This window comes from Tistrella sp., assembly GCF_002684955.1.
Classification (GTDB): domain Bacteria; phylum Pseudomonadota; class Alphaproteobacteria; order Tistrellales; family Tistrellaceae; genus Tistrella; species Tistrella mobilis.
On sequence record NZ_NYWI01000030.1, the window covers coordinates 194,108 to 218,977 of the forward strand.

The 24,870-nt window shown below is 70.0% G+C and carries 25 protein-coding genes and 1 tRNA gene; 14 read left to right on the top strand and 12 right to left on the bottom strand.

Going from position 1 to position 24,870, the window contains the following annotated elements; genetic code table 11:
• Positions 1-4 precede the first annotated feature (4 nt).
• The 4 genes from CMO28_RS09810 to CMO28_RS09825 all read right to left on the bottom strand — a co-directional run bounded on the left by CMO28_RS09810 (position 5) and on the right by CMO28_RS09825 (position 4,682).
• Positions 5-481, bottom strand: coding sequence for an OsmC family protein (locus CMO28_RS09810; RefSeq protein WP_296712991.1), 477 nt, complete (start codon positions 479-481; stop codon positions 5-7).
• Positions 478-1,461 carry a DNA-3-methyladenine glycosylase family protein gene (locus tag CMO28_RS09815; protein WP_296712992.1) on the bottom strand — a complete coding sequence of 328 codons (984 nt, stop codon included), beginning with the start codon at positions 1,459-1,461 and terminating at the stop codon, positions 478-480. The genes CMO28_RS09810 and CMO28_RS09815 overlap by 4 nt, the downstream gene beginning before the upstream one ends.
• A 5-nt stretch (positions 1,462-1,466) precedes the next feature.
• Positions 1,467-4,283, bottom strand: a complete 2,817-nt coding sequence (gene polA, locus CMO28_RS09820; protein WP_296712995.1) for a DNA polymerase I — start codon at positions 4,281-4,283, stop codon at positions 1,467-1,469.
• Between the two features lie 219 nt (positions 4,284-4,502).
• Positions 4,503-4,682 carry a zinc-finger domain-containing protein gene (locus CMO28_RS09825; protein WP_014746725.1) on the bottom strand — a complete coding sequence of 60 codons (180 nt, stop codon included), beginning with the start codon at positions 4,680-4,682 and terminating at the stop codon, positions 4,503-4,505.
• Positions 4,683-4,910: 228 nt separating this feature from the next.
• On the opposite strand from CMO28_RS09825, the gene CMO28_RS09830 reads away from it, so the two are divergent.
• The gene (locus CMO28_RS09830) at positions 4,911-5,891 is read left to right on the top strand and encodes an ABC transporter ATP-binding protein (RefSeq protein WP_296712997.1); all 981 of its coding nucleotides are present in this window, start codon (positions 4,911-4,913) and stop codon (positions 5,889-5,891) included.
• Positions 5,892-6,027: 136 nt separating this feature from the next.
• Positions 6,028-6,104 (top strand) — tRNA-Arg (locus CMO28_RS09835).
• Positions 6,105-6,352: 248 nt separating this feature from the next.
• Here CMO28_RS09835 and CMO28_RS09840 read toward each other — a convergent pair.
• Together CMO28_RS09840 and CMO28_RS09845 are read right to left on the bottom strand one after the other, a co-directional pair.
• Positions 6,353-6,871, bottom strand: a complete 519-nt coding sequence (locus CMO28_RS09840; protein ID WP_296712999.1) for a GNAT family N-acetyltransferase — start codon at positions 6,869-6,871, stop codon at positions 6,353-6,355.
• A 2-nt stretch (positions 6,872-6,873) separates the two neighbouring features.
• A complete protein-coding gene (locus CMO28_RS09845; RefSeq protein WP_296713001.1) occupies positions 6,874-7,179 on the bottom strand; it encodes a DUF1778 domain-containing protein in 306 nt (101 codons plus the stop codon).
• Between the two features lie 140 nt (positions 7,180-7,319).
• Between CMO28_RS09845 and CMO28_RS09850 the strand changes: the two genes are divergently transcribed.
• The gene (locus CMO28_RS09850; protein ID WP_296713003.1) at positions 7,320-8,078 is read left to right on the top strand and encodes an HXXEE domain-containing protein; all 759 of its coding nucleotides are present in this window, start codon (positions 7,320-7,322) and stop codon (positions 8,076-8,078) included.
• Here CMO28_RS09850 and CMO28_RS09855 read toward each other — a convergent pair.
• Complete coding sequence (locus CMO28_RS09855) at positions 8,038-8,880, bottom strand: alpha/beta fold hydrolase (protein WP_296713004.1); 843 nt, start codon at positions 8,878-8,880, stop codon at positions 8,038-8,040. The two genes, CMO28_RS09850 and CMO28_RS09855, sit on opposite strands and share 41 nt — an antisense overlap.
• Positions 8,881-9,060: 180 nt before the next feature.
• On the opposite strand from CMO28_RS09855, the gene CMO28_RS09860 reads away from it, so the two are divergent.
• The 5 genes from CMO28_RS09860 (at position 9,061) to CMO28_RS09880 (ending at position 13,354) form a co-directional block, all read left to right on the top strand.
• Complete coding sequence (locus CMO28_RS09860; RefSeq protein ID WP_296713006.1) at positions 9,061-9,486, top strand: DUF427 domain-containing protein; 426 nt, start codon at positions 9,061-9,063, stop codon at positions 9,484-9,486.
• Complete coding sequence (locus CMO28_RS09865; protein WP_296713008.1) at positions 9,483-10,406, top strand: LysR family transcriptional regulator; 924 nt, start codon at positions 9,483-9,485, stop codon at positions 10,404-10,406. Before CMO28_RS09860 ends, CMO28_RS09865 begins: the two co-directional genes overlap by 4 nt.
• A 125-nt stretch (positions 10,407-10,531) precedes the next feature.
• The gene (locus CMO28_RS09870) at positions 10,532-11,479 is read left to right on the top strand and encodes a hydroxymethylglutaryl-CoA lyase (protein WP_296713009.1); all 948 of its coding nucleotides are present in this window, start codon (positions 10,532-10,534) and stop codon (positions 11,477-11,479) included.
• Positions 11,480-11,595: 116 nt separating this feature from the next.
• Positions 11,596-12,786: a CaiB/BaiF CoA transferase family protein gene (locus CMO28_RS09875; protein ID WP_416370966.1), complete on the top strand. Its 1,191-nt coding sequence runs from the start codon at positions 11,596-11,598 to the stop codon at positions 12,784-12,786.
• 37 nt (positions 12,787-12,823) lie between these two features.
• Positions 12,824-13,354 (top strand): gamma carbonic anhydrase family protein, encoded by a 531-nt coding sequence (locus CMO28_RS09880; RefSeq protein WP_296713012.1) that lies wholly within the window; start codon positions 12,824-12,826, stop codon positions 13,352-13,354.
• Positions 13,355-13,399: 45 nt separating this feature from the next.
• Here CMO28_RS09880 and CMO28_RS09885 read toward each other — a convergent pair whose 3' ends face one another.
• Both CMO28_RS09885 and CMO28_RS09890 read right to left on the bottom strand, forming a co-directional pair.
• Entirely contained in the window at positions 13,400-14,143 is a 744-nt protein-coding gene (locus tag CMO28_RS09885) for an SRPBCC family protein (RefSeq protein ID WP_296713013.1), read from the bottom strand.
• 122 nt (positions 14,144-14,265) lie between these two features.
• Entirely contained in the window at positions 14,266-14,916 is a 651-nt protein-coding gene (locus tag CMO28_RS09890; protein ID WP_416370967.1) for an arylesterase, read from the bottom strand.
• A 241-nt stretch (positions 14,917-15,157) separates the two neighbouring features.
• Here CMO28_RS09890 and CMO28_RS09895 point away from each other — a divergent pair, with 241 nt between their 5' ends.
• The 4 genes from CMO28_RS09895 to CMO28_RS09910 all read left to right on the top strand — a co-directional run bounded on the left by CMO28_RS09895 (position 15,158) and on the right by CMO28_RS09910 (position 20,567).
• The gene (locus CMO28_RS09895; RefSeq protein WP_296713016.1) at positions 15,158-15,847 is read left to right on the top strand and encodes an ABC transporter ATP-binding protein; all 690 of its coding nucleotides are present in this window, start codon (positions 15,158-15,160) and stop codon (positions 15,845-15,847) included.
• A complete protein-coding gene (locus CMO28_RS09900; RefSeq protein WP_296713017.1) occupies positions 15,844-18,480 on the top strand; it encodes an ABC transporter permease in 2,637 nt (878 codons plus the stop codon). The genes CMO28_RS09895 and CMO28_RS09900 overlap by 4 nt, the downstream gene beginning before the upstream one ends.
• 324 nt (positions 18,481-18,804) lie before the next feature.
• The gene (locus CMO28_RS09905) at positions 18,805-19,674 is read left to right on the top strand and encodes a branched-chain amino acid aminotransferase (RefSeq protein ID WP_062769896.1); all 870 of its coding nucleotides are present in this window, start codon (positions 18,805-18,807) and stop codon (positions 19,672-19,674) included.
• A 248-nt stretch (positions 19,675-19,922) separates the two neighbouring features.
• The gene (locus CMO28_RS09910) at positions 19,923-20,567 is read left to right on the top strand and encodes a helix-turn-helix domain-containing protein (RefSeq protein ID WP_296713020.1); all 645 of its coding nucleotides are present in this window, start codon (positions 19,923-19,925) and stop codon (positions 20,565-20,567) included.
• Positions 20,568-20,633: 66 nt separating this feature from the next.
• Here CMO28_RS09910 and CMO28_RS09915 read toward each other — a convergent pair whose 3' ends face one another.
• From CMO28_RS09915 to CMO28_RS09925, 3 genes are all read right to left on the bottom strand, one after another.
• Positions 20,634-20,981 carry a DMT family transporter gene (locus tag CMO28_RS09915; protein ID WP_014746708.1) on the bottom strand — a complete coding sequence of 116 codons (348 nt, stop codon included), beginning with the start codon at positions 20,979-20,981 and terminating at the stop codon, positions 20,634-20,636.
• A 66-nt stretch (positions 20,982-21,047) separates the two neighbouring features.
• Positions 21,048-21,935: a prephenate dehydratase gene (locus tag CMO28_RS09920; RefSeq protein ID WP_082828881.1), complete on the bottom strand. Its 888-nt coding sequence runs from the start codon at positions 21,933-21,935 to the stop codon at positions 21,048-21,050.
• A 134-nt stretch (positions 21,936-22,069) separates the two neighbouring features.
• Complete coding sequence (locus CMO28_RS09925) at positions 22,070-22,804, bottom strand: 3-deoxy-manno-octulosonate cytidylyltransferase (RefSeq protein ID WP_062769893.1); 735 nt, start codon at positions 22,802-22,804, stop codon at positions 22,070-22,072.
• A 446-nt stretch (positions 22,805-23,250) separates the two neighbouring features.
• Here CMO28_RS09925 and CMO28_RS09930 point away from each other — a divergent pair, with 446 nt between their 5' ends.
• Both CMO28_RS09930 and CMO28_RS09935 read left to right on the top strand, forming a co-directional pair.
• On the top strand, positions 23,251-23,868 hold the full coding sequence (locus CMO28_RS09930) for a c-type cytochrome (protein WP_296713023.1): 618 nt from the start codon (positions 23,251-23,253) through the stop codon (positions 23,866-23,868).
• Between the two features lie 165 nt (positions 23,869-24,033).
• On the top strand, positions 24,034-24,828 hold the full coding sequence (locus tag CMO28_RS09935; RefSeq protein ID WP_062769890.1) for an inositol monophosphatase family protein: 795 nt from the start codon (positions 24,034-24,036) through the stop codon (positions 24,826-24,828).
• Positions 24,829-24,870: the final 42 nt, after the last annotated feature.

Genomic DNA, 24,870 nt, shown 5'->3' on the forward strand with positions numbered 1-24,870 from the left:
GTGCTCAGGCGCTGACGACCTCGACCGTATCCTCGATCTCGATCGGACAGCTCAGGCTGTTGGCGATGAAGCAGAGATGATGCGCTTCGCCATGCAGCGACTGCGCCACGGTCGGATCGCCGGCGGAAATGGTCACCCGCGGCCTGAGCCGGATGCGGGGGAAGGCGCCGCCGCCATCGGTGCGTTCGGTCATCTCGCCCTCGGCGGTATCGGTATAGCCGCGCACGACGATGCCCCGGGTGCTGGCCAGATGCAGATACCAGAGCATGTGGCAGGCAGAGGCCGAGGCGACCAGCAGGTCTTCCGGATTGTGGCGCGTGGCGTCGCCGCGGAAGGCCGGGTCCGAAGAGCCGGCGATGACCGGCTTGCCCGCGATCTTCAGGTCGTGATCGCGGGAATAGCTGCGATAGCCGGCGGTGCCCGGGCCGGTATCGCCGGTCCAGACGGTTTCGGCGGTGTAGCGGTGGATGCGGCCGCTCATGGGCGTTTCTCCTCCGGCGGGGTGGCGGCGGCCCGCTTGCGGGCAAGCCGCGGGGTGGCGCCCTCGGCCCCGGCGGCACCCAGGGTGGAGAGCAGCAGCGTCTGGGCGTCGAGGGCGGCTTCCCCCCAATGGGCGGTGGTGCGGGCGACCTCGGCCGCGGAAATGATTTCGGCATCGTGATAGGCGCGGGCCACCGCCTTGCGCACGCCCAGATCGCCGGTCGCCACCACCGGCCGGCCCAGGCCGCGGGCCAGAACCCAGTCTGCGGTCCAGTCGCCGATGCCCGGGATGGCGGTCAGCCGGCGGCGGATTTCCGGCGTGTCGGCCGCGGCCATGGCGGCTGCATCCAGGCGGCCGTCGACGATCGCCCGGGCCACGCTCACGATCGCCCGGGCCTTGGCGCCGGTGAACTGCAGGGCCTTGATGTCGTCGGGGTCGATCGCCGCGATCCGGGCCGGATCGATGTCGATCACCCAGCCGCTGCCCACCGGCCGGCGGATGCCGAAGGCCTCGGCCAGGCGACGGCGGGTGGTCGCGGCCCAGGCGAGGTTGACCAGCTGGGCGCTGATCGTGCGCAGCATCACCACCATCGGCTCGGGGTAGAGCAGGGTGGGGCGCACCCCCTGGGCGGCGGCGATCCGGCCGATCACCGGATCCTCGGCGGCGAGCGCCGCGAAGGCCGCACCCGGCAGATGCAGACGGGCGGCGATGGCGCGGGTCGCGATCTCCAGCAGGTCGACGGCGCCGGTTTCCACCGTCACCTGCAAATCGCCCCGGGCATCGGGGGTGAGGACGGTTTCCACCGCCACCGGCGCGCGCTCGATCCGCTCGATCGTATAGAGCCGGTCGCCGTCGAGCCGCACCAGCCCGTCATCGCCATGGGCTGCGAGGCCCGCGAAGGCGGTGACCAGATCGATGCCGGCCGGCAGCCGGATCCGGCCGGGGGCGACCGCCTCGACGGCTCCGCTGTCTGCAGGCATCGCCGTCAATGTGCGGCATCCCAGTCGAGTCCGGTGCCGACCTCGACGACATAGGGCACCGGCCGCGACACCACATCTTCCATTACCCGCTTGACCAGGGCGGCGGTCTCTTCGACCTCGGCCTCGGGCACCTCCAGCAGGATTTCGTCATGGACCTGGAGCAGCATGCGCGCGCCGAGCGGGCTTGCCTTCAGCGCCTCATCCAGCGCCACCATGGCGAGCCGGACGATATCGGCGGCCGACCCCTGAAGCGGCGCGTTGATCGCGGCGCGTTCGGCAAAGGCCCTGAGCGCCGGGTTCTTGGCGGCGATGTCGGGCGTCCAGCATTTGCGGCCGAAGATCGTGGTCACGAAGCCATGGGCGCGGGCATCGGCCTTGGCCCGTTCCATATAGTCGCGGATGCCGGGATAGCGCTCGAAATAGGCCTCGATATAGCGCTTGGCCTCGGATTGCGGGATGTCCAGCTGCTGGGCCAGACCGAAGGCGCTGATGCCGTAGATGATGCCGAAATTGATCGCCTTGGCCCGGCGGCGGGTGATCGGATCCATCCCCTGCACCGGCACGCCGAAGACCTGAGAGGCGGTCAGTGCATGGATGTCGATGCCCTCGCGGAAGGCCTGGCGCAGGGCCTGGATGTTGGCGATGTCGGCCAGCAGGCGCAGCTCGATCTGGCTGTAGTCGGCCGACATCAGCACATGGCCCGCCTCGGGCACGAAGGCGCGGCGGATCCGCCGGCCTTCCTCGGTGCGCACGGGAATGTTCTGAAGATTGGGGTCGTTCGACGACAGCCGGCCGGTGGTGGTGACGGTCAGGGCGAAGCTGGTGTGGATGCGGCCGGTTTCCGGGTTCACCGCCTCGGCCAGCGCATCGGCATAGGTGTTCTTGAGCTTGGCGAGCTGGCGCCAGTCCAGCACCTTTGCCGGTAGTTCATGGCCGTCGGCGGCCAGCTTCTGCAGGATGTCGGCGCCGGTGGCATAGGCGCCGGTCTTGCCCTTCTTGCCCCCGGGCAGGCTCAGCTTGTCGAACAGAATCTCGCCCAGCTGCTTGGGGCTGCCGACGTTGAAACTCTCGCCGGCCAGCTCGTGGATGCGCGTTTCCAGCGCCGCCATGCCGTCGGCGAATTCCCGCGAGGCCTTGCCCAGCATGTCGCGGTCGATGCGGATGCCGCGCCGTTCCATCCGCGCCAGTACCGGCACCAGCGCCCGGTCGGTGCGCTCGTACAGCGCCCGCACGCCTTCAGGGCCGAGGCGGGGTTTCAGCAGCCGGTGCAGGTTCAGCGTGACGTCGGCGTCCTCGGCGGCATAGTCGCGGGCGCGGTCCAGCGGCACCTCGTCGAAGCCGATCCGGTCGCGGCCCTTGCCGGTGACCTCGTCATAGGAAATCGGCGTCACCCCCAGATGGATCTGGGCCAGCTCGTCCATGCCATGGCCGTGGCGGGTGCCGTCGAGCGCGTAGGACATGACCATGGTGTCGTCGATCGGCGCGATCTCGATGCCTTCGCGCGCCATGACGATCATGTCGTATTTGATGTTCTGGCCGACCTTCAGCACGCCCGGCGCTTCCAGCAGCGGGCGGAGCAGGGTGATCGCCCGGTCGACCGGGATCTGCTCGGGTGCCCCCTCATCCGCCCCGGCCTCGCCGGCCGCCCCCAGGTCGAGCGCACCCTGCCGGGCCTTGCGGGGTGCCACATGGCGAAGCGGCACATAGCAGGCCCGGCCCGGCGCCACCGCCAGCGAAAAGCCGACCAGCACGGCGCGATGGGCGTCGAGGCTGGTGGTCTCGGTGTCGAAACCGACGATGCCCGCCTCGGTCGCCATCTCGATCCAGCGGGTGAGGGCGGGTTCGTCCTGGATCAGCTCGTAATCGCGCACCGCCGCACGCACATCCTCGGCCGCCGCCGCGGCAGCCGAGCCGGCGCTGCCGCCATGGGCGGGTTTCGAGGCGCCCAGATGCGGCCGCAGCTTGGCCACCAGCGAGGTGAAGCCCTGCTGCTCCAGGAAGGAGAGCACGACCTCGGCGCTCATCTGGCCGACATGCAGGCTGTCCAGCGGATCGGGCAGGTCGACATCGTCGCGCAGCCGGACCAGCTCACGAGAGACCCGCGCCTTGTCGGCATTGTCGATCAGGGTCTGGCGACGCTTGGGCTGCTTGATCTCACCCGCGCGGGCGAGCAGCGTGTCCAGATCGCCATATTCGCCGATCAGCTGGGCGGCGGTCTTGACCCCGATGCCGGGCACGCCCGGCACGTTGTCGGTGGAATCACCCGCCAGCGCCTGAACGTCGACCACCTTGTCGGGGGCGACGCCGAATTTGGCCATCACCTCTTCAAGGCCGATCTTCTTGGCCTTCATCGGATCCATCAGCGACACGCCGTCCTGGATCAGCTGCATGAGGTCCTTGTCGGCCGAGACGATCACCACCTCCTGGCCGGCCTCGCGCGCCGCTTTCGCATAGCTCGCGATTAGGTCGTCGGCCTCAAAGCCGGGCAGCTCGATGCAGGGCAGGGCGAAGGCGCGGGTGGCGTCGCGGATCAGCGGGAACTGGGGCACCAGCTCTTCCGGCGGCTCGGGGCGATGGGCCTTGTAATCGGGGTAGATCTCGTTGCGGAAGCTCAGCCGGCCGGCATCGAAGATCACCGCCAGCCGTTCGGCCTTCAGATCCTCGATCAGCTTCAGCAGCATCGAACAGAAGCCGTAGACCGCGTTGACCGGCGTGCCGTCGGGGCGGTTCAGCGGCGGCAGGGCGTGGAAGGCCCGGAAGATGTAGCCCGATCCGTCGACGAGGTAGAGGGGGCTCTGGGGGCTCGGGGTCTGGTCGCTCATCTCTACCGTCTCGGCTCCGGGAAGTCTGGGTACAGGAAGGCCGCGGTCATCGCGGCGGGCAGTATGGCACGAAAGTCGCGCGGAACCCATCCGCGAACGGACACGGAACAAGGCCCCGGCCTGCCGGCCATGGCCGCCAGCACGAAGAACCCGGGCCGCGGCGGCGACCCGGGTTCCGGATGTCTCTGGGGGCCCCGGATAATCGGGGCCCGTGCCGGCTCAGTGGCCGTGCGAGGCCTTGGCGCCGGGCTTCAGCACATAGTGACGCCCGCAATAGGGGCAGTCGACATAGCCCTTGCCTTCCATGTTCAGAAAGACCCGCGGATGGCCGAGGGCGCCGACGCCGCCGTCGCATGCGAGCTGGGTCTGCTCGACGATGATGGTCTCAACGGGTTCCATGTTTCTCGCCTCGGATGTCGCCTGAACACGATATCTGTTTTGGGACCGGTCTGATCAGGGCCCTGGCCCGGCGCGCGCATCGCCCGGATGACGCCGCCCGGCCGGCCGGCGTTGACCGGACGGTGGCCCGATGATACCCAAGGTCGGCCCATGCGCAAGTGCGTCCCGCGGCCTCCGGCCGGGCCTGAAGCCCGGCTGCCGGTGACCGCCGCCAGGAAAGCCCCGCCGATGTCCCCGACCCGTACCGCCTCTGCCACCGCTCCCGACCTCGCCATCTCGGCCCGCGAGCTGCGCAAGACCTATGCCGGCGGCAAGACCGCGCTGCACGGGGTGACGCTCGAGGTGCCGCGCGGATCGATGTTCGCCCTGCTCGGCCCCAATGGCGCCGGCAAGTCGACCTTCATCAACATTCTGGCGGGCATGGTCCACAAGACCTCGGGCACGGTGGAAATCTGGGGCCGCGATCTCGATCGTCGCCAGCGCGATGCCCGGCTGGCCATCGGCATCGTGCCTCAGGAACTGGTGCTCGACCCCTTCTTCACCCCGCGCGAGGCGCTGGAGCTGCAGGCCGGGTTTTACGGCGTTCCCAAATCCGAACGCCGGACCATGGAACTGCTGAGGGCGGTGGGGCTGGACGACAAGGCCGATGCCTATGCCCGCACGCTTTCGGGCGGCATGCGCCGCCGGCTGCTGGTCGCCAAGGCGATGGTCCACAACCCGCCGGTGCTGGTGCTGGACGAGCCGACGGCGGGTGTCGATATCGAACTGCGCCGCAAGCTCTGGGATTATGTCCGCGAGCTGAACACCGCCGGCACGACGGTGGTGCTGACCACCCATTATCTGGAAGAGGCGCAGGAACTCTGCGACCGGATCGCGATCATCAATCACGGCCGGCTGATCGCCTGCGACCGCACCGACGCCCTGCTCTCGCAGCTGGACGCCAAGGAACTGGTGGTGCGGGTGGCCGAGGCCCTGGCCCCGGGCCAGGTGCCGGCACCGCTCGCCGCCTTCGGCGCCGCGGTCGATGCCGAGGCCGGCACCGTCTGCTTCCGCTTCCGCCCGAGCGAAACCCCCGTCGGCCGCCTGCTGGCCGCCGTGACCGCCGCGGGGCTGACGGTCGCCGACATCACCACCCGCGAACCCGACCTGGAAGACCTGTTCCTGCGCCTGACCCGCGAATCCGACGCGGCCAGAGAGGCGGCGGCCTGACCGGCGTCACCCCCGGCCCTCACCCCCTGTCAAAACCCCGCGCGAAACACTTTACGCCGCCGCCGCCTTCGGCTAATGTCCAGGCCTCGACGCCGGGGGCCACCCCCGCCGTCCGCCGCAGGTTCGCCCCGGCCACGCACTCGTAGCTCAGTTGGATAGAGCGCCGCCCTCCGAAGGCGGAGGTCACAGGTTCGAATCCTGTCGAGTGCGCCATTCTCAATTACCCTATGTCATGATCAGCTGGTCCCGGTTGCAGGCATTTTAGCTCTGTGCGGTGGCTCGGGATTCCCGACGGCTATTGCAGCGCCGTTGCTCCACTTGTGGTGCCCAAGGCGTTAGGCCATATCTGTTCATCGGAAAATGCTTCATCCGGCTTTTCACAGCCGCAATAGATGCAGACTCTCATTCCTTGCTCCGTGGTGGCATTCGGCCGACGGAGGTCGAAAGGTAATGTGGCCGAATCATAGAACCAGCTTCCCCACCACCACCATAGGCAACACCAGCCGCATCGAGTCCGGCAGCTGCATGAAGCCATGGGCGGCATAGAACGCCGCTGCCCGTACGTTCAGGGCATCAACAACTACCATGCAGGAACCGATCGTCGTAGCGGAGGCGTAAGCGCGGCGGAGGGCGTCGGCGAGGAGGATGGCGCCGAGGCCCGTGCCCTGGCAGGTCGTCGAGACGGCGAGCCGGCCGAGCAGGGTGGCGCTGACCAGGGGATAGCGTGGGATGTGCTTCCGAGCGGCAGCGGGGACCGCTCCCGGCTCAAGCGCGGTGGCGCACAGCGTGTAATAGCCGAGCACGGTTTCGGGCCGGGCGCAGGCCGTTACCACGAAGACGCCATTGGCCTTGCGCCGTACATCCTGCCCGGCCTGCGTCGCAAGATAGCGATCCAGGTCGTCGATACCGCAGGAGAAGCCGGCCCGATCGTGATGTGGCGCAAGAGCGTCGATCCGCAAATCCGGATCCGTCGCCGCCATCGTCAGGAAACCACGCGCCGCCCGTGTTCCGAGAAGGCGTGGCGGAGCCGGTCGTTCGGTTCGGGGGGCGCGATCAGGGCATCGAAGAAGGCTGCCCGATCCCGGTCGGACAGAGCGAGGGTCTCATGTTCGGCGATCGTTCGGCGGGCGGTCTCGACGAGGGCGGTGACGCAGAAATCACTCACCTTGCGCCGCGACAGATGGGCGGCCCGCTCGATCAGTTCCTTGGTTTCTTCGTCCAGCCGGAAGCCGAACCGTTCAGCCCGGGCCGGCGTATCCCGTTCGAGGCGGGGCTGCTTGTTTGCCATGGGGATGCTCCGGCCAAAGTGGTGGTGGACGAATTGTACGTCGGATTGCCCCACACTGAAAGATGCTGTGGCGGCTATCGTCATGGTCAGTGACCCGGCCTATCATGCTGTCGAGGATCATGCCGAGCGGAGACGCCCCCATGCCCGTCGCCGATCTCTTCCCCCCGTCGATGACCTTCTCGCACCTCTGGCCCTGGATCGGGCTGGTGCTGGCGGTGCCGCTGGCGATCGCGCTGGCCGGTGGGGGATTGCGGGGAGACCGTTCCGTCACGCGCTGGCGGGATCCGGTCTGGCTGTGCTGGGCGGGGACGCTGGCCTATCTGTTCCATCAGGTGGAGGAGCACGGCGTCGATGCGCTGGGGGTGCCCTATGCCTTCCGGGGCATGCTGTGCGCCACCTTCGGCTTTCCGGATCCCGCCGCCTGTCCGATCCCTGAGGCCTTCATCACCGCCGTGAACATCCCGGTGGTCTGGCTGGCGGGGCCTGTCTGTGCGCTGCTGGGGCGGCGGCGGCCGGCGCTGGCGCTGGCCTGGCTGGGGGTGCCGGCGGTGAATACCATGGCCCATCTTGTGCCGGCCGTGGTGGAGGGGGCCTATAACCCCGGTCTGGTGACCGCGCTGGTTCTGTTTCTGCCGCTGTCGGTGTGGAGTTTCCGCATGGCGCTGCGCCGGCCCGATCTGGGGCGGCGGGCGGTTGCGGGCACGGTTGCAGGCGGGGTGCTGCTGCACGCGGTGCTGATGGGCTCTCTGGTCGCCTTCCTGGCGGGACGGATCGGAACGGCGCTGCTGGTGCTGATCCAGATCGTCAATCCGGTGATCCCCCCGGCACTGGTCGCGCGGGTAACGGCCGGGCAGCAGATCAGCCCGCCGCCGGCACGGCCCCGGCCAGGAAGCCGCTGATCAGCTCCACCAGGTCGGCCTCTGATTCGCGGTGGGGCACATGGCCGATGCCGGCCAGGATGCGCGCGGTGCCGGTGGTGCCGGCAATGCGGCGGGGATGTTCGGTCGAGCCGTATTCGTCAAGCTCACCATGGATCGCGAGCACCGGGCAGCGCACCAGGGCGCGGGCCGCATCCACCGTCCAGTCGGCGAAGACGGGTGACAGCCAGGTCTCGGTCCAGGCATCGACCACCCAGCGTGCCTTGTCGCCGTGATAGCGGGCGAGTTTGGCCAGCTCTTCAGGCCGCTGAAAGCCGGCCTTGGCGACCTCGATCCCGGCGATGGTGCGGTCCTCGACGAAGGCCTGTGCGGCAATGGTCACAAGCGCCCGGCAACGCTCGGGAAGGGCGGCGGCGGTATGGATGCCCATGCCGCCGCCGACACTGTGGCCGCAGGCGATGAAGCCCTCAATGCCGAGCGCGTCACAGATTGCCGGCACCACCTCGCGCGCTTCGGCGGCGACGAAATCGATCGGCAGCAAGCCGGGAAAGGGATCGGAACGACCGAAGCCCAGCCGGTCATAGGCGATCACCCGCCGGCCGGTGGCGGCGGCGAGCCGTTCCGGAAAGCTGCGCCAGAGCGCGACGCAGCCGAGCGAATCATGGAAGAGCAGGATGGGAACCTCGCCATTCCCGGCCTCACCCTCCGAACCGGGCGGCGTCCAGCTGCGGGCGAAGAGCCGCCCTTTGGGCGTCGGGATCAGATGGTCCTGCACCTGGGGGGCGGTCGGGGCGGCAGTCTCGGCGGGGGCGATCTCGGTCATGTCCGGTCCGGGCTTTTTCGGGGCATGGCCGCTAGCATAGACACGTGGGCGGGATTGATCACCCGCCAGATGAGGGGACAGATCCTGGCCTGCCCCCTTGCCGACCCGCCCGGGCCGTGTCCAGATCTGACCGGGTGCCGTCAGTGAGGTGCCATCCCCTGCGACGAGGAGGTACAGGCCATGACCGGAACACGCACGGTCCGGGTGCCCGGGCCCGACCATCCGATCACCGTCACCGCCTGGCCCGGCCGGGTCCGGGTGCGCGCCGACGGCCGGGTGATCGCCGACAGCCGCAAGGCGGTGGTGCTGAAGGAGGCCGACTATCCGCCGGTCTTCTACCTGCCGCGCGCCGATGTGGCGATGGGCGCGCTTGCCCGCACCGGCCACACCAGCTGGTGCCCCTATAAGGGCGAGGCGGCCTATTTCTCGATCCCCGCGGCTGGTGCGCGTGGCGAGAACGCCGTCTGGAGTTACGAGGATCCGCTGCCGGCGATGGCATCGATCTGCGGCCGGGTCGCCTTCTACCCGGACAGGGTGGATGCGATCGAGACCGATGATGCGCCCGCAACCGATGGTCGCGGAGACGATGGCGATGGGCCGGCATGACCCTGCCCCCGGACTGGCGGAGCCTGCAGATCCTGCTGGCGGCGATCGATTGCGGCAGCGTCACCCGTGCCGCCGGGCGCTGCGGCATCGCGGTTTCGGCCGCGGCCAAGCGCATCCAGGAGCTGGAGGCGGAACTTGGGGTGCGGCTGCTCGACCGGGCCGCCCGTGGGGTCACCCCCACCCCCGAGGGGGAGGTGCTGGCCCGCCATGCCCGGGCGATGTTCGCCTTTGGTGACCGGCTGGCCGATGATCTGCGGGCGGTGGCGGGCGGCGGGCTCGGTCGGGTGCGGCTGGCGGCGACCATGTCGGTGGTCGCCGGCCATCCGCTGCCCCAGGCCCTGGCCGCCTTTGCCCGCACCCGGCCCGGCATCGAGGTCGAGCTGATCGAGAGCACCAGCCTGACCATTCTGAGCGAGCTGGTCGAGGGGCGGGCGGATCTGGGGATCATCACCATCGGGACCGCCCTGCCCGAAGGGCTGACCGGCCAGCCCTGGGGGCGCGACCGGCTGCTGGCGGTGGTGCCGGCCGGTCACCCGCTTGCCGACAGAGGCGGGCCCGGCGGAGAGGGGATCGGTCTGGGGGAGCTGCTGCGCGAGCCGCTGATCGAGATCATCGAGGGTGGCGCCATCACCCTGCTGCTGAACGACATGGCCGAACGCGCCGGTCTGAACCCGCGCGCCGCCTTTCGGGTGGCGACGGTGGACAGCGCCATCCGCATGGTGGCGGCCGGCCAGGGCGTTGCGGTCATCCCCGACGGTGTGTTCGACATCTTCTCGCCGGCGCTGGGCCTGGTGGGGGTGGCGATCGCCGAGCCCTGGGCACATCGGCGCCTGCGGCTGGTCGGGCGCCCGGCGGCGGTGCTGCCGCCGGCGGCGCGGCTGCTGCATGACCACCTCGCCAGCCTGAGTGAGGCAGATTGAGCTTCCGTCAATGACGGAAGCTTCCTTCGCATCTTTGCGATTCTCCTTCGTGTTCTGCGGAGGCACTCTTCCTGAAAACCGCATACGGACGGCCTGCACCCGCAGGTGCATGGGAGGATCAGGAGATGACGCAGGAAACGAGCGGCCGCCCCCGGGTGATCGTGCGCGAGGTCGGCCCGCGCGACGGGTTGCAGAACGCCCGCGCGGTGATGGCCACGGCCGACAAACTTGCCTGGATCGCCGCCCTGGTGGCGGCCGGCCTTCGAGAGATGGAGGTGGCGAGCTTCGTGCCGCCCGCCCTGATGCCGCAGATGGCGGATGCCGCCGAGGTCACCGCCCGGGTCCGCGCCGCCCATCCCGACCTGCATGCCGTGGTGCTTGCCCCCAATATGAAGGGCGTCGAAGCCGCGATCGCGGCCGGCGCCACCACGATCATCCTGCCGGTCTCGGCCAGCGAGGCGCACAGTCAGGCCAATGTCCGCCGCAGCCGTGCCGAACAGGTGGCGGCGGTCGCGGAGATCGTGGCCCGCCTGCACGATGGCGGGCCCGGCCGGCCACTGATCGAGGCGGGCATCTCCACCGCCTTCGGCTGTTCCCGCCAGGGCGTGGTGCCGGAGCGGGACGTGATCGACACCGCGGTCGCACTGGCCCGGGCCGGGGCCGATGCGGTGGCGCTGGCCGATACGCTGGGCTATGCGACCCCCGGTCAGGTCCGCCGGCTGGTGCGGGCGGTGCGCGCCGAACTGGGGGCGGTGCCGCTTGGCAATCTGCATCTGCACGACACGCTCGGCACCGGCCTCGCCAATGTGCTGGCCGGGCTGGAAGAGGGGGTGCGCGGCTTCGACGCCGCCCATGGCGGCCTTGGCGGTTGCCCCTTCGCGCCCGGATCGGTCGGTAACGTGACCACTGAGGATCTGGTCTATCTGCTGGAATCCGAGGGCTTCGACACCGGCATCGATCTGGACCGGCTGATCCGCGCGCGGGAGCTGCTGTCGGCCGGCCTGCCCGGCGAGACCCTGCACGGCCGGGTTGCCGCCGCCGGCATTCCGCCGACCTGGCACATGGCCCGGTGATATCCGTCTCGCCTCTGTCTGCCCCTGCTTTGCAAGAGGATACCGTCTTGCCAGTCTCCTCCCCGAACACCCCCGTTCTGCCGCTTGCCGGTCTGCGCGTGCTCGAATTCACCCACATGGTCATGGGGCCGTCCTGCGGCATGATCCTGGCGGATCTGGGCGCCGATGTGGTGAAGATCGAACCCGGCCCGGCGGGGGATGCCACCCGCCGGCTGACCGGGGCGGCGATCGGTTTCTTCCCGACCTTCAACCGCAACAAGCGCAGCCTGTGCATCGATCTGAAGCGGCCCGAGGGCGTGGCCCTGGTCCGCCGGCTGGCGGAAGATGCCGATGTGCTGATCGAGAATTTCCGTCCCGGCGCCATGGAGGCACTGGGGCTTGGGCCGGCAGCGATGGCAGAAATCAATCCCCGGCTGGTCTATTGCGCGCTGAAGGGTTTTCTGCCCGGGCCTTACGAGCACCGCACCGCGCTCGACGAGGTGGTGCAGATGATGGGCGGGCTTGCCTATATGACCGGGCCGCGCGGCCGGCCGCTGCGCGCCGGATCTTCGGTCAACGACATCATGGGCGGCATGTTCGGGGTGATCGCGATCCTGGCGGCGCTGCGCGAGCGCGAGAGCACCGGCCGCGGCGGGCTGGTCCAGTCGGGCCTGTTCGAGACCAACATGATCCTGGTCGCCCAGCACATGGCGCGCGCGGCCATCGAGGCGGCCGATCCGGAACCCTTCGGGGATCCGGGCATGCGCAAGCCCTGGCCGGTCTATGACGTGTTCGACACGGCCCGGCCCGGCGAGCAGGTCTTTGCCGGGGTGGTGAGCATGGGCCAGTGGCGTGCCTTCTGCGGCGCCTTCGGGCTGGAGGATCTGCTGGCCGATCCGGCGCTGGACAGCGTGCCGCGGCTTGCGGCGGCGCGGCCGGCCTTTCTGCCCCGGGTGGCCGACGCCTTCCGGCGCGTGACCAAGGCCGAGGCGATGGCGCGGCTGGAGCGGCTGGGCGTGCCTTTCGCGCCGATCGCCAAACCGTCGGACCTGTTCGACGACCCGCATCTTCTGGCCTCGGGCGGGCTGCTGGATGTGGATCTCGCGGCCTCGGAAGGTCGGGCCGGGGGGCCAGCGGCCGCGCGGGCCGGCATTCCGGCCCTGCCGGTGCATCTGCCCGGCGGCCGGCCGGGTCTGCGCCGCCAGCCGCCCGCGGCGGGTGAGCACGGGATCGAACTGCTGCGCGAGGCGGGACTGTCGGAGACCGAGATCGGCGATATCCTGGCAGCGGGCGTCGTGACGGCGCCCCCATCCAAGGCGGCCGACTGACCGGACCGCCCGCCACCCGCGAGAGGAGACCCCGCCGATGCCGCTCTATGCCCTGGACGACCTGGAACCCGAGATCGCCGATCCCGCCCGGATCTGGATCGCCCCCGATGCCCATGTCATCGGACGGGTACGGCTGGGGCTGGATGTCGGCATCTGGTTCGGCGCGGTGCTGCGCGGCGACAACGACCTGATCGCGGTCGGCGACCGGACCAATGTCCAGGACGGCGCCACGCTCCATACCGACCAGGGCATGCCGCTTACCATCGGCACCGGCGTCACCATCGGCCACCACGCCATGGTCCATGGCTGCACCATCGGCGACAACGCCCTGATCGGCATCGGCGCCACCATCCTGAACGGCGCCCGGATCGGCGCCAACTGCCTGGTCGGCGCCCATGCGCTGGTGACCGAAGGCAAGGACTTCCCCGAGGGCAGCCTGATCCTGGGCTCCCCCGCAAAGGCGGTCCGGCCGCTCGACGCGGCAGCGCTTGCGATGCTGAAAGGCTCGGCCGAGGGCTATGTCCGCAATGCGGCGCGATTCCGGACGGGGTTGCGCGTCATCGGCTGACCGACGCGGTCCTGTCGGGAGACCGCGTCATCAGCCGTCCGGCCTTCAGCCGAACAGCAGCACCATCACCAGCGAGACGACCACCAGCGCGCCGAGCCAGACCACGGGGTTCGCGCCTTTGCCGTGGCTGCCATGGCCGTGACCATGATCGTCATGGCCGTGATCGTCGTGGCCATGGCCGTTATGGCCGGCGATATCCATCGCCGCGGCGGCCGGCGAGATGCCCGCGCTCATGCCGGCGGCGGCCGGCGAGACCGGGGCCCCGCGATCGGGCTGCGGTGCCGGCTGAGGGGTGTCTGCCGTTGCGGGCGCTGCGGCAGGTGTGGCCGCCGGGGTGGCCGGTTCACTTGCCGCGGCGAGTTCGGCGAATTTGGCGAAGAATTCGTCGGCCAGCTTCTGCACCGTGCCCTGAATCAGCCGGGCGCCGAGCTGGGCCATCTTGCCGCCGACCTGGGCATCGGCCGTGTAGCGCAGGATGGTGCCGCCCGCGCCGTCGGGCTCCAGCGTCACATCGGCGGTGCCCTTGCCGAAGCCGGCGGCACCGCCCTTGCCCTCGCCCGCAATGCGGTAGCTCTTCGGCGGATCGAAATCCGACAGGGTCACCTGGCCGTTGAAGGTGGCCTTCACCGGGCCGATCTTGGCGGTGACGACGGCGGCATACTGGTTCTCGCCGGTCTGCTCGACCGACTGGCAGCCTGGAATGCAGTCCTTGAGCGCTGCCGGATCGACCAGCTTTGCCCAGACCGTCTCAGGGGCGGCGGGGATGCGGTATTCGCCCGAAAGCTCCATGGGTTTCCTCGTCCTTCCGTATCGTCTGCCGCCGGTCGGAACAGGCTGCCGGCGTGGGGCATTCCTGATGCGATCCTAGCATTCCTGCGGACGGGGGACAGCCTGCGCTTCATTGTGTGCAATCAGTCACGCACATTCGGCACCTTCCGGGCATCAAGTGCCCCGATCACCACAGGCGCCAGCCGCGCCGCCATCTTCTTGACCCCCGCCGCATTCGGGTGCAGCCCGTCGGGCTGAACGAGTGACGGCTCCAGCGCCACGCCTTCCAGAATGAAGGGGTCGAGCGGCACGTCATGGGCCCGGGCCAGGGCCGGATAGATCGCATCGAAGGCCTTGCGGTAGTCCGGGCCCCAATTGGTCGGGGCCAGCATGCCGACCAGCAGCACCGGCAGGCCCTTGCGGCCGAGCGTGTCCAGAATGGCGTCCAGATTGGCTTTGGCCTCGTCGGGCGCGATGCCGCGCAGGGCATCGTTGGCGCCGAGTGCCACGATCACCAGATCCGGCTGGCGGGGCAGGCCCCCCAGGGCCCAGTCGAGCCGGGCCCGACCGCCGGCGGTGGTGTCGCCCGAAACCCCGGCATTCTCCACCTGTGCCGGCCGGCCGGCGGCTTCCAGGGCGGCTTCAAGCTGCGGCACCAGGCCCTCGCCTTCCGGCAGGCCATAGCCGGCGGTCAGGCTGTCGCCGAGCGCCAGGATCAGCGGCTGGTTCTCTGCGGCGCCGAGGGGTCCGGGGCGGACAAGAAGGGCGGTGAGGCCGAGGCCGATCAGCCCCAGCCCCGCCCGCCGCGTCGGAGATCCGCAGTCTGCCCGTGAAGGAAGGGTGTGTGGTGAAACCGACACCGCCGATCCGTCGGAACGGGCTTCCGGTTTGATCCCGCCCGTCGCGGCGCCATATGGCGACGGAGATCCATGCGCGCGACGGGCATTGTCCGTGCCCGGGGCATGGCGGGAATGGTCGCAGGGGCCGGCATCGGTCGGTCGGAACAGGGTCACGTCTGGGAGGCTCCTCAATCTCATGATCCGGCTGCAACAGGTGTCGGTGTCGTTCGGCCGCGGATCCGCCGCGGTCGACGTGCTGAAATCGGTCGATCTCGATCTCGAAGCCGGGCGCACGCTGGCGGTGCTGGGGCCCTCGGGCGCGGGCAAATCGACACTGCTCGCGATCGTTGCGGGGCTGGAGCGGGCGAGTGCCGGCCGGGTGGAGATCGCGGGCCAGGATCTGGGCCGGCTCGACGAGGATGGCCTGGCCCGGCTCCGCGCCCGACATATCGGGATCGTCTTCCAGGCTTTCCACCTGATTCCGACGCTGACCGCGCGCGAGAACGTCGCCCTGCCGCTGGAACTGGCCGGGGCGGCCGATGCCGACGACCGCGCCCGGGCCGCGCTGGAACAGGTGGGGCTGGGGCCTCGTCTCGACCATTATCCGGCAGCCCTGTCGGGGGGTGAACAGCAGCGGGTGGCCTTTGCCCGGGCGGTGGTGCATCGCCCGTCGCTGCTGCTCGCCGACGAGCCGACCGGCAATCTGGACCGGGCGACGGCACGGCTGATTTCCGATGCGCTGTTCGGCTATCGCGACGAGACCGGGGCCGCGGTGATGGTCATCACCCATGACGAGGCGCTCGCTCGCCGGGCCGATCGGGTGGTGCGGATCGAAGACGGCCGCCTGTCCGAAGCGGCGGGGCTTCCGGCCGAGGTTCGGCCATGAGCGCGGGCGAAACGGTCGCCGGCCGCGCCGGGCATGCCGTGCCGTCTGCGCGCGGCCTGCCCTGGCGGGCGCTGATCCGCTTCGCCCTGCGCGATCTGCGCCGGGGGGTCGGCGGGTTCGCCATCGTGCTCGCCTCTCTGGCGCTGGGCGTGGCGGCGATGGCCGGCATCGGGGCGCTGGATGCCGCGGTGGTCGCCGGCCAGGCCCGCGATGCCCGCGCCCTGCTGGGCGGTGATCTGGAACTCGCCACCACCGGCCGGCCGCTGCCCGATGCGGTCCGGGCCGATCTGGCGGCGCGGTCCACGGCGATCTCGGCCGTGGTCGACCTGCGCGGCATGGTCCGCCTGACGCCGGACGAGGTCCGGGCCCGGGGTGCGGTACGGGGGGCGGCGCCGGGTGCGCCGGTCAACGACCGCGCCCTGGTCCAGGTGCTGGCGGTGGATGCGGCCTATCCGCTGGTGGGCCGGATGGAGACGGAGCCGCCGATCGCAGGGTCACCGGCTGCGGCGTTGGGGGCCGACGGGCTGCTGGCCGAGGGCACCCTGCTTGCGCGGTTGCGGCTTGCCCCGGGGGATGTCGTGCAACTGGGCGGGGCCGATTTCACCATCCGCGGCCGGCTGATCGCCCAGCCCGATCAGGGCGGGTTCGGCTTCGCGCTCGGGCCGCGGGTTGTGATCGCCCAGGCCGGGCTGGCCCGGGCGGGGCTGGATGCGCCGGGCACGATCTCGCGCCACATGACCCGTGCTTTGCTGGCGCCCGGTGTCTCCCCCACCGCCACGGTGGCGGCGCTGGAGGCGGCCTGGCCGGCCGAGAGCTGGCGCGCCCGCACCCTCGACCGGGCCAATCCCGGCCTGGCGGGCTTCGTCGACCGGCTGGCGACCCATCTGGAACTGGTGGCGCTGGCTGCCCTCGCCATCGGCGGTATCGGTGTCGCCGGCGCCGCACGGGCGCATCTCGAGGCGCGGGCCCGCACGGTTGCGGTGCTGAAGGCGCTGGCGCTGGGCCCGGCGGCGGTCTTCCTGGTCTACATGATGCAGATGGCCGTGGTGGCGGCGCTCGGCATCCTGATCGGTGTCGTGGCGGGGGCGACGGTGCCCTGGATCGCCGCCGGCTTCGCCGACGGGCTGCTGCCGACACCCATCCTGCCCGATCTTTACCTGCTGCCTCTGGCGCGTGCCGCGCTGATCGGCGCCGGGGTGGCGATCGCCTTCACCGCCCCCGCCCTGGGGCGTGCCTCGGGCGTGCGGCCCGCAGATCTGCTGCGGGCGGCGGTGGTGCCGCTGGCCGCCCGCACCGGCCGCCGGGGAATTCTGACCGGTCTTGCCGCGGGCACGCTGGTCGTGGCCCTGGTGGTGGGCGGTGCTGCGGACCCGATGCTGGCCGGGGTCGCCATCCTGTCGATCGCGGTGGCGCTGCTGGTCTTCCGTGCGGCCTCGATCGGGATTGCGGCGGTGGCGCGGCGGGTCCGGGTGCCGGGGCGGCCGGCGCTGCGCCTGGGCGTCGCCGGGCTGCGCCGCCCCGGGGCGCCCACGGCCGAGATTGCAGCCGCGCTGGGGGCCGGGCTGATGGTGCTGACCGCCCTTGCCCTGGTGCAGGACAATCTGACCCGGCTGATCGATCGCAGCCTGCCCGCGCGGGCGCCGCAATACTTCTTCCTGGACATCCAGCCGGACCAGGTGCCGGTCTTCGATCGCCTGGCGGCCGAGGCGGTGGGACCTGAGAACCTTGCCCGCATGCCGACGCTGCGTGGCCGGATCCGGGCGCTGAACGGCCAGGTGATCGACGAGGCGGATGTGGTGGAGCGCGAGCGCTGGGCGATCCGCGGCGAGGTCGGCATGTCCTGGTCGGCAGAGATGCCCGAGGGTACCCGGCTGACCGAAGGCAGCTGGTGGCCGGCCGATTATGACGGGCCGCCGCTGGTCTCGATCGATGACGAACTGGCCCGGGGCATGGGTGCGAAGATCGGCGACCGGCTGGATGTGCTGGTTCTGGGCCGGACCATCACGGTGGAGATCGCCAATCTCAGGCGGATCGAATGGCTGGATCTGTCGCTCAACTTCGTGATGGTGCTGTCACCGGGCGCCCTTGCCGGGGCGCCGGCCACCCATATCGCCACCGTTTCGGGCGATCCGGCTGCAGCCGAGGGGCTGATGGTCGAGGCCACCGACCGCTTCCCCAATGTCTCGGCGGTCAGCGTCGGCGATGCCGTGCGCCAGGCCGGCGCGCTGATCGAGGGGGTAGCGGGGGCGGTGCGGATCACCGCGATCGCCGTGCTGGCGGCGGGCGCCCTGGTGCTGGCGGCGGCGGTGCTGGCCGCCCAGTCCAAGCGGCGCTTCGATGCGGTGATGATGAAGGTGGTCGGCGCCTCGCGTCGGACCATCGCCGCCGGGCTTGCGATCGAATTCCTGATCGTGGCGGTGGTGGTGGGGCTGATCGGGGCGGCCGGCGGCACGCTGGCCGCCTGGGCGATCACCCGCTGGCTGCTGGAGATCGATTTCGCCTTCTCGGTGCTGCCGGTGGCGGCATCGGCCCTGGCGGGCATCGGCCTTGCCCTGGCTGTGGGGCTGGCGGCGGTGGCCGGCGCGCTGCGCGTGCCGCCGGCGCGGATCCTGCGCGAACGTGCCGGTCTCTGAGGGTGGGCCGGTCTCTGAGGGTGGGCCGGTCTCTGAGGTTGGGTCGGGGCGGCGGAAAAAGAACGTTATGCGCGATGAAACGCCGACTGCTTCGCTTTGACAGTGGGCGGCAAGGGAGTATGCTTTCATCCAGAACATGCCGGCTGCCTGCCCTCGGAACGGAGGGCAGGGGCGGCATCTCGACGTCCCGTTGCCCCGCCACCGGCGCCCGAGCCTCCGGACCCTCCCGAGACCCCGGTTTCAATCCGGGCCGAGCCTCGCGGGCCCGCCGCTTTCGTGCAGGATCGTGACCGGCAGCGGCATCGCTTGCAGGAGCAGCACCCCATGGCTTTCGCCAATCTGTCGAGCCTGGCGGCCTGGTCGTATATCGACGGCCGCTGGGTCGAAGGCAATCCGCCGATCATGGGACCGATGTCCCAGGGCTACCAGTTCGCCTCGATGGTCTTCGACGGCGCCCGCTCCTTCGATGGCGTGGTGCCCGATCTCGAGGGGCATTGCGCCCGCCTGCTCCGCTCGGCCAGGTCGTTCGAACTTGAACCCAAGGTCGATCTCGACACCGTGATCGGCACGGCGATCGACGGCGTGAAGCGCTTCCCGCGCGAGGTGGCGACCTATATCCGTCCGGTGATGTACGCCGATGACGGCATGGTTCAGGTCAACCCCGACAGCACGAAATTCGTGATGACGGTGTTCGCCATCCCGTTCTCGAACGAGATGGGCAGCTTCTCGACCGGGCTCAGCCCCTATCGCCGGCCCGGGCCCGACATGGCGCCCACCGACGCCAAGGCGGCCTGCCTTTATCCGATGACCGGCCGGGCGCTGAACGAAGGCGCGCGCCGGGGCATCGACAACCCGGTCATGCTCGACCCCGAGGGCAATGTCGCCGAATTCGCCTCGGCCAATCTGTTCATGGTCAAGGACGGCGTGGTCCACACCCCGAAGCTGAACGGGACTTTCCTGGCCGGTGTCACCCGCAAGCGGGTGATGGAGCTGTTCGCCGCCGACGGCATCGAGGTGGTCGAGCGCTCGATCACCTATGACGAGCTGAAGGATGCCGACGAGCTGTTCTCGACCGGCAACTTCAACAAGGTGGCGAGCGTCAACCGGATCGAGGATCGCAATCTTCAGCCCGGCCCGATCGCCCGCAAGGCCTGGGATCTGTACTTCGCCTGGGCGCGCGATCAGGCCTATTGATCCGGCGCATCCGACGATCTGGCGGCGGCCGTGGAGCGGACAGCTCTGCGGCCGCCGTCGTCGTTTCGGGAGATGGAAAACGACGGTTGGCCGCGGGCGCCTGCCGCCATTGGACAGAATTCCACCCGACCCCTCACGGTACCTGGACCGGGACCGGTGCCCGCGGTTATTCTCGGGCCACTTCCGGCGGCGCGCCCCCGAACGCGCTGGCGACGACCGGATCAGCGTCAGCGACCCCGAGGAACATCATGAGCATCGACGACACCGGGTCTGTACCCGAAGACGACGAGGACGGCGTTGCACCAGGCGAGGCAGGCCAGATCGAGAGCCGTGTCTCCCGGCGCATCCGCGAGCTTCGCCGCGACCGCGGCATGACGCTGCAGACGCTGGCCGAGAAGGCCGGCGTCTCGAAGTCGATGATCTCCAAGGTCGAACGCGGCGAGGCCAGCCCTTCGGCGGCGACCGTGGCGCGGCTGGCCGCCGGGCTGGGCGTCCCCATCTCCAGCCTGCTGGGCGAACATGACCGCCACGACGTGCTGGTGTTGCGCCGTGCCGATCAGGCGGCCTTCGTCGACCCCGAGACCGGTTTCGAGCGCCGGTCGATGTCGCCGATCTTCCCCTCGCGTGGGCTGGACCTGGTTCAGGTGACCGTGCCCCAGGGGGCGACGGCGGGGCCCTTCGTCGGCCATCGCTATGGCGTCGAGGAATATCTGGTGGTGGTGGAAGGCCGGCTGGGCGTCACCGTCGGCGGCATCAACCACGTGCTTCAGCGCGGTGATGCGATCTTCTATCAGGCCCATGTCGCGCATCAATACGCCAATCTGGGCGAGGGCCCTGCCGTGGCCCTGGTGGTGATCGGCGACATCCGCGATCTGCGCGACGGCCGGGATTGAGCCTGCCCGCTTTCCCCGGCGGCGCGCGACACGCCGGGGGGCGGGGGCCTGGCAGGCGAGGTGGGCTCAGTGGCCGCCCGACAGGTTCAGGCCGATCACGCCCAGCACGATCAACCCCAGAGAGACCAGTTTGATCGTGTTCATGCTCTCGCCGAAGGCCAGCACGCCGATGGTGGCGATGGCCGCCGTACCCACCCCCGACCAGATGGCATAGGCGACACCGATCTCGATCCGCTTGAGCGCGACCGCCAGCAGGCCGAAGGCGATCAGATAGCCGACCACCATCACCGCCGTCGGCCCGAGCCGGGTGAGGCCGGCCGACATCTTCATCGAGGTGGTGGCGACGATTTCAGCCATGATGGCGCCGGCAAGCAGCACCCAGGCGAGGCCCGCACCCATTCCGCTGCCACCCATGGCCTGCAGATCTCCGCATGTGAGTGTGACGGGTGTAACCGTGACGAATGTAACGTGACGGGCCGGTCAGCGGGCGGTGGCGTCCGGATCCTGCTGCCGGCGCGGGCTTGCCGGATAGACGCCCAGGATGCGGACATCGGTCGAGAAGAAGCCCAGCTCCTCCATCGCCAGCGCCACGGCCCGGTCTTCCGGGTGGCCCTCGATCTCGGCATAGAACACCGCCGGCGTGAAGGCGCCGTCGATCAGATAATTCTCGAGCTTGGTCATGTTGACGCCGTTGGTGGCGAAGCCGCCCAGCGCCTTGTAGAGCGCCGCCGGCACATTGCGCACCTGGAACAGGAAACTGGTCACCACCAGCCCGTTATCCGGCGCCGGGATCACCGGTTCGCGCATCATCACCACGAAGCGGGTGGTGTTGTGCTCGGCATCCTCGATCGCCTCGGCCAGCACGTCCAGGCCGTAGATGTCGGCCGACAGCCGCGAGGCGATGGCGGCGACCGCCGGGTCACGCAGCTCCGCCACCCGGGCGGCGGCACTGGCGGTGTCGGAATGGATCACCGGCCGGATGCCGTGCGCTTCCATGAAGCGGTGGCACTGGCCAAGGGCGTGGACGTGGCTGAGTGCCGTCTTTACCTGATCCAGACGCGCGCCGGGGGCGCCCAGCAGGCAGTGGCTGACCCGCATGAAATGCTCGCCGGTCAGATGGAGCCCTGAGGTCGGCAGCAGCCGGTGCACATCCGCGACCCGGCCGGCCAGGGTGTTGTCGATCGGGATCATCGCCCGGTCGGCCTTGCCCTCGCGCACCGCCTCGATCGCATCGGCGAAGGTCGGGCAGGGCAGGGGGACCAGCTCGGGAAACATCTCCAGGCACGCCATGTGGGAATAGGCACCGGGCTGGCCCTGGAAAGCGATGGAGCGGGCTGGCGTGACGGGCATGTCCTGGGCGGCGGGCATCGATGGGTTCCGGCTGGAATGGCAGGGGCCGGCATCTTGCGCCCGCCCGCTGCATCTGTCCATCGCCCCCGCATGTCACGGACGCCGTTGACACCGGGCGCCGTCGACGCCGTGTCTCCGGCCGGCCGCCCAGGTCAGCCGGCGGGCTTCAGCAGCCGGCGGGCCACTTCCAGATCCTCGGGCGCGTTCACCTCGAAGGGCACGGTGTCGACGATGGCGGCGTCGATGCGCAGCCCCGCTTCAAGGGCGCGCAGCTGCTCCAGCCGCTCGCGCAGCTCCAGCGGGCTGGGCGGCAGCGAGACGAAGCGGTCGAGCGCGCCGCGCCGGAAGGCATAGAAGCCGATATGATGGTGAACCGGCCCGTCCCCCCAGGGGGCGTTGGCGCGGGTGAAATAGAGCGCCCGGCCGATCCGGCTGCCCGGCGCCATCGACAGCACCGCCTTGGCGGCATTGGGGTTCGCGCGGACCGCCGGATCCGAGGTCTCGACCACGAGCGTCGCGATATCGGCCTGATCGCCCAGCGCCTCCAGCGCCGCACGCGGCAGGGCCGGGTCCAGCGCGGGCATGTCGCCCTGGAAGTTGATGATCACGTCATGGCGCCGGTCGGGATCGAAGATCTCGGCCGCCGCCTGGACGCGGTCGGACCCCGACGGCAGGGCCGGATCGGTCAGCACCGCCGTGCCGCCGGCCGCTTCCACCACGTCCACGATCTCCTGATCGCCCGCCGCCACCACCACCGGGCCGACGCCGGCGGCAAGGGCATGGTCGAGGCAATGCAGGATCATCGGCCGGCCGTTGATGTCCGCCAGCGGCTTGCGCGGCAGGCGGGTGGCAGCCAGACGGGTGGGGATCACGACCAGGGGGTTCATTCTCTGCCTCGGCGATGGAACAATCGGGCGTCCACATTCCGGACCGGAGGTTGCGACCATGTGACGCAGGCTCGACCTCTCGTATGGAACCGGAGCCCCTGGAACCCTTATAGGGATTGGACAGAAGCGGGGGAAGTGGCTAATCTTCGCCCGTCATGACCGCATCTGCGGTGTGACCCATAAACCCGTGCCGTAACGCTTCCCGAAGGTGTCCGGACGCTCCCGCAAGTGCGGCTGCCGCCTGACGGAATTCCCTCCGCTGGGACGGGCCGGATCCGCAGATCGACGGGCATGTCATCCGTCGGCCGCGGGCTCCGCCGGGACCGCTCCGGAGAGTGCGGCGCTCATCAAGAACCTGCGGCACGGCCGGATCCGTGTCGACCCGTGCCCTGCTGTCCGGAATGCATGTCAAGGGCCGTCGGGCGTCGTGTGGAAGAGGATTGGGCATGTCAGGCTTCGAATTCAACAAGCTGATGGCCGCGTTCCTGACGGCGGCATTGTTCGCCATGGTCGTGGGTGTCATCTCCGACATGGTGTACGAGCCTGAACACCTGGAGAAGAACGCCTACGCGATCGAAGGCGTCGCCACCGACGCCGCCGCCGAGGCGCCGAAGGAAGTGCCGTTCGAGGTGGCGCTGGCCAGTGCCGATCCCAAGGCCGGTGCCAAGGTCTTCGCCCGCTGCACCGCCTGCCACGACGACTCGAAGGGTGGCCCGAACAAGGTCGGCCCCGAGCTGTGGAGCGTGGTCGGCCGCCCGGTCGCCTCGGCCGACGGCTTCGCCTATTCCGACGCCCTGAAGGGCATCGGCGGCGAGTGGACCTTCGAGAAGCTCGACCACTTCCTGACCAAGCCGGCCTCGTTTGCGCCGGGCACCAAGATGTCCTTCGCCGGCCTGTCGAAGGTCGAGGATCGCGCCGCGGTCATCGCCTATCTCAACAGCCAGTCGGATGCCCCCAAGGAGATCCCGGCGGCGCCCGTCGAGGGTGCGGCCGAAGGTGGCGAGCAGCCCGCTGCCGAACAGCCGGCCGGCGAGCAGCCCGCCGCCCAGCAGAACGCCGGCTGAGGTCAGACCAGGCGGCGGATTTCCGGCGATGCCGTCGCCGGGTTGCATCCCCTGCCCGGCCCGGTCATCTTTCGCGACGCCCGCCGGTCCCATGCGGACCCGGCGGGCGTCGTCGTTCCGGACCCCGCTCTCTCGGAGCCATCCTCTCGGAGCCCTGTGCGCCACATGACCCCGACCCGTCTTGCCGAAGACGCCGCCGCTTTCCTGCCCGTCGCCTTCCGGCTGGCCGATGCCGCCCGGGCAGAGGCCCGGCGCTATTTCCGCACCGCCGTGCCGGTCGACGTGAAGCCAGATCAGAGCCCGGTGACCTTGGCCGATCGCGAGGCGGAGGCCGCCATGCGCCGCATTCTCGAGGCGGAGCTGCCCGCGCACGGCATCTTCGGCGAGGAGCATGGCCGGGTGCGCGAGGCGGCGGACTGGCAATGGGTCCTGGACCCGATCGACGGCACCCGCTCGTTCATCACCGGCCGACCCACCTTCGGCTCGCTGGTCGGGCTGTGCTTTCGCGGCCACCCCGTGCTGGGGGTGATCGATGCCGGCGGCACGGGGGAGCGCTGGTGGGGGATCACCGGCGGACAGAGCTGTTTCGACGGCCGGCCGATCCGCACGCGCGCCTGCGCGGATCCCGCGCTGGCCCGGCTTGCCGCCACCTCTCCCGCCATGTTCGGACCCGACGACCGGGCCCGGTTCGACCGCCTGGCCGGGCGGGTCACCGACGTGCTCTGGGGGGGGGATTGCTACAATTACGGCCTGCTCGCCCTCGGGCTGATCGATCTCGTCGCGGAAGTGGATCTGAAACCATACGACTGGTGCGCACTTGTGCCGGTGATCGAGGGTGCCGGCGGGGTGGTGACCGACTGGTCGGGGCAGAAGCTGGGGCTGGAGGGCGATGGCCGCGTGCTGGCCGCCGGCGACCCGCGCGCGCATCGGATTGCACTGGAAATGCTGGCCTTGGCCTGAACTTGCCCTATCATCGCGGATGGAGGGATAGCGTCACCGACC

Bases quoted from the DNA above. Each gene is read 5' to 3' on its own strand.
- CMO28_RS09810 (WP_296712991.1), bottom strand. From the start codon at position 481: ATGAGCGGCCGCATCCACCGCTACACCGCCGAAACCGTCTGGACCGGC.
- CMO28_RS09815 (WP_296712992.1), bottom strand. From the start codon at position 1,461: ATGCCTGCAGACAGCGGAGCCGTCGAGGCGGTCGCCCCCGGCCGGATC.
- polA (WP_296712995.1), bottom strand. From the start codon at position 4,283: ATGAGCGACCAGACCCCGAGCCCCCAGAGCCCCCTCTACCTCGTCGAC.
- CMO28_RS09825 (WP_014746725.1), bottom strand. From the start codon at position 4,682: ATGGAACCCGTTGAGACCATCATCGTCGAGCAGACCCAGCTCGCATGC.
- CMO28_RS09830 (WP_296712997.1), top strand. From the start codon at position 4,911: ATGTCCCCGACCCGTACCGCCTCTGCCACCGCTCCCGACCTCGCCATC.
- CMO28_RS09840 (WP_296712999.1), bottom strand. From the start codon at position 6,871: ATGGCGGCGACGGATCCGGATTTGCGGATCGACGCTCTTGCGCCACAT.
- CMO28_RS09845 (WP_296713001.1), bottom strand. From the start codon at position 7,179: ATGGCAAACAAGCAGCCCCGCCTCGAACGGGATACGCCGGCCCGGGCT.
- CMO28_RS09850 (WP_296713003.1), top strand. From the start codon at position 7,320: ATGCCCGTCGCCGATCTCTTCCCCCCGTCGATGACCTTCTCGCACCTC.
- CMO28_RS09855 (WP_296713004.1), bottom strand. From the start codon at position 8,880: ATGACCGAGATCGCCCCCGCCGAGACTGCCGCCCCGACCGCCCCCCAG.
- CMO28_RS09860 (WP_296713006.1), top strand. From the start codon at position 9,061: ATGACCGGAACACGCACGGTCCGGGTGCCCGGGCCCGACCATCCGATC.
- CMO28_RS09865 (WP_296713008.1), top strand. From the start codon at position 9,483: ATGACCCTGCCCCCGGACTGGCGGAGCCTGCAGATCCTGCTGGCGGCG.
- CMO28_RS09870 (WP_296713009.1), top strand. From the start codon at position 10,532: ATGACGCAGGAAACGAGCGGCCGCCCCCGGGTGATCGTGCGCGAGGTC.
- CMO28_RS09875 (WP_416370966.1), top strand. From the start codon at position 11,596: ATGGTCATGGGGCCGTCCTGCGGCATGATCCTGGCGGATCTGGGCGCC.
- CMO28_RS09880 (WP_296713012.1), top strand. From the start codon at position 12,824: ATGCCGCTCTATGCCCTGGACGACCTGGAACCCGAGATCGCCGATCCC.
- CMO28_RS09885 (WP_296713013.1), bottom strand. From the start codon at position 14,143: ATGGAGCTTTCGGGCGAATACCGCATCCCCGCCGCCCCTGAGACGGTC.
- CMO28_RS09895 (WP_296713016.1), top strand. From the start codon at position 15,158: ATGATCCGGCTGCAACAGGTGTCGGTGTCGTTCGGCCGCGGATCCGCC.
- CMO28_RS09900 (WP_296713017.1), top strand. From the start codon at position 15,844: ATGAGCGCGGGCGAAACGGTCGCCGGCCGCGCCGGGCATGCCGTGCCG.
- CMO28_RS09905 (WP_062769896.1), top strand. From the start codon at position 18,805: ATGGCTTTCGCCAATCTGTCGAGCCTGGCGGCCTGGTCGTATATCGAC.
- CMO28_RS09910 (WP_296713020.1), top strand. From the start codon at position 19,923: ATGAGCATCGACGACACCGGGTCTGTACCCGAAGACGACGAGGACGGC.
- CMO28_RS09915 (WP_014746708.1), bottom strand. From the start codon at position 20,981: ATGGGTGGCAGCGGAATGGGTGCGGGCCTCGCCTGGGTGCTGCTTGCC.
- CMO28_RS09920 (WP_082828881.1), bottom strand. From the start codon at position 21,935: ATGCCCGCCGCCCAGGACATGCCCGTCACGCCAGCCCGCTCCATCGCT.
- CMO28_RS09925 (WP_062769893.1), bottom strand. From the start codon at position 22,804: ATGAACCCCCTGGTCGTGATCCCCACCCGTCTGGCTGCCACCCGCCTG.
- CMO28_RS09930 (WP_296713023.1), top strand. From the start codon at position 23,251: ATGTCAGGCTTCGAATTCAACAAGCTGATGGCCGCGTTCCTGACGGCG.
- CMO28_RS09935 (WP_062769890.1), top strand. From the start codon at position 24,034: ATGACCCCGACCCGTCTTGCCGAAGACGCCGCCGCTTTCCTGCCCGTC.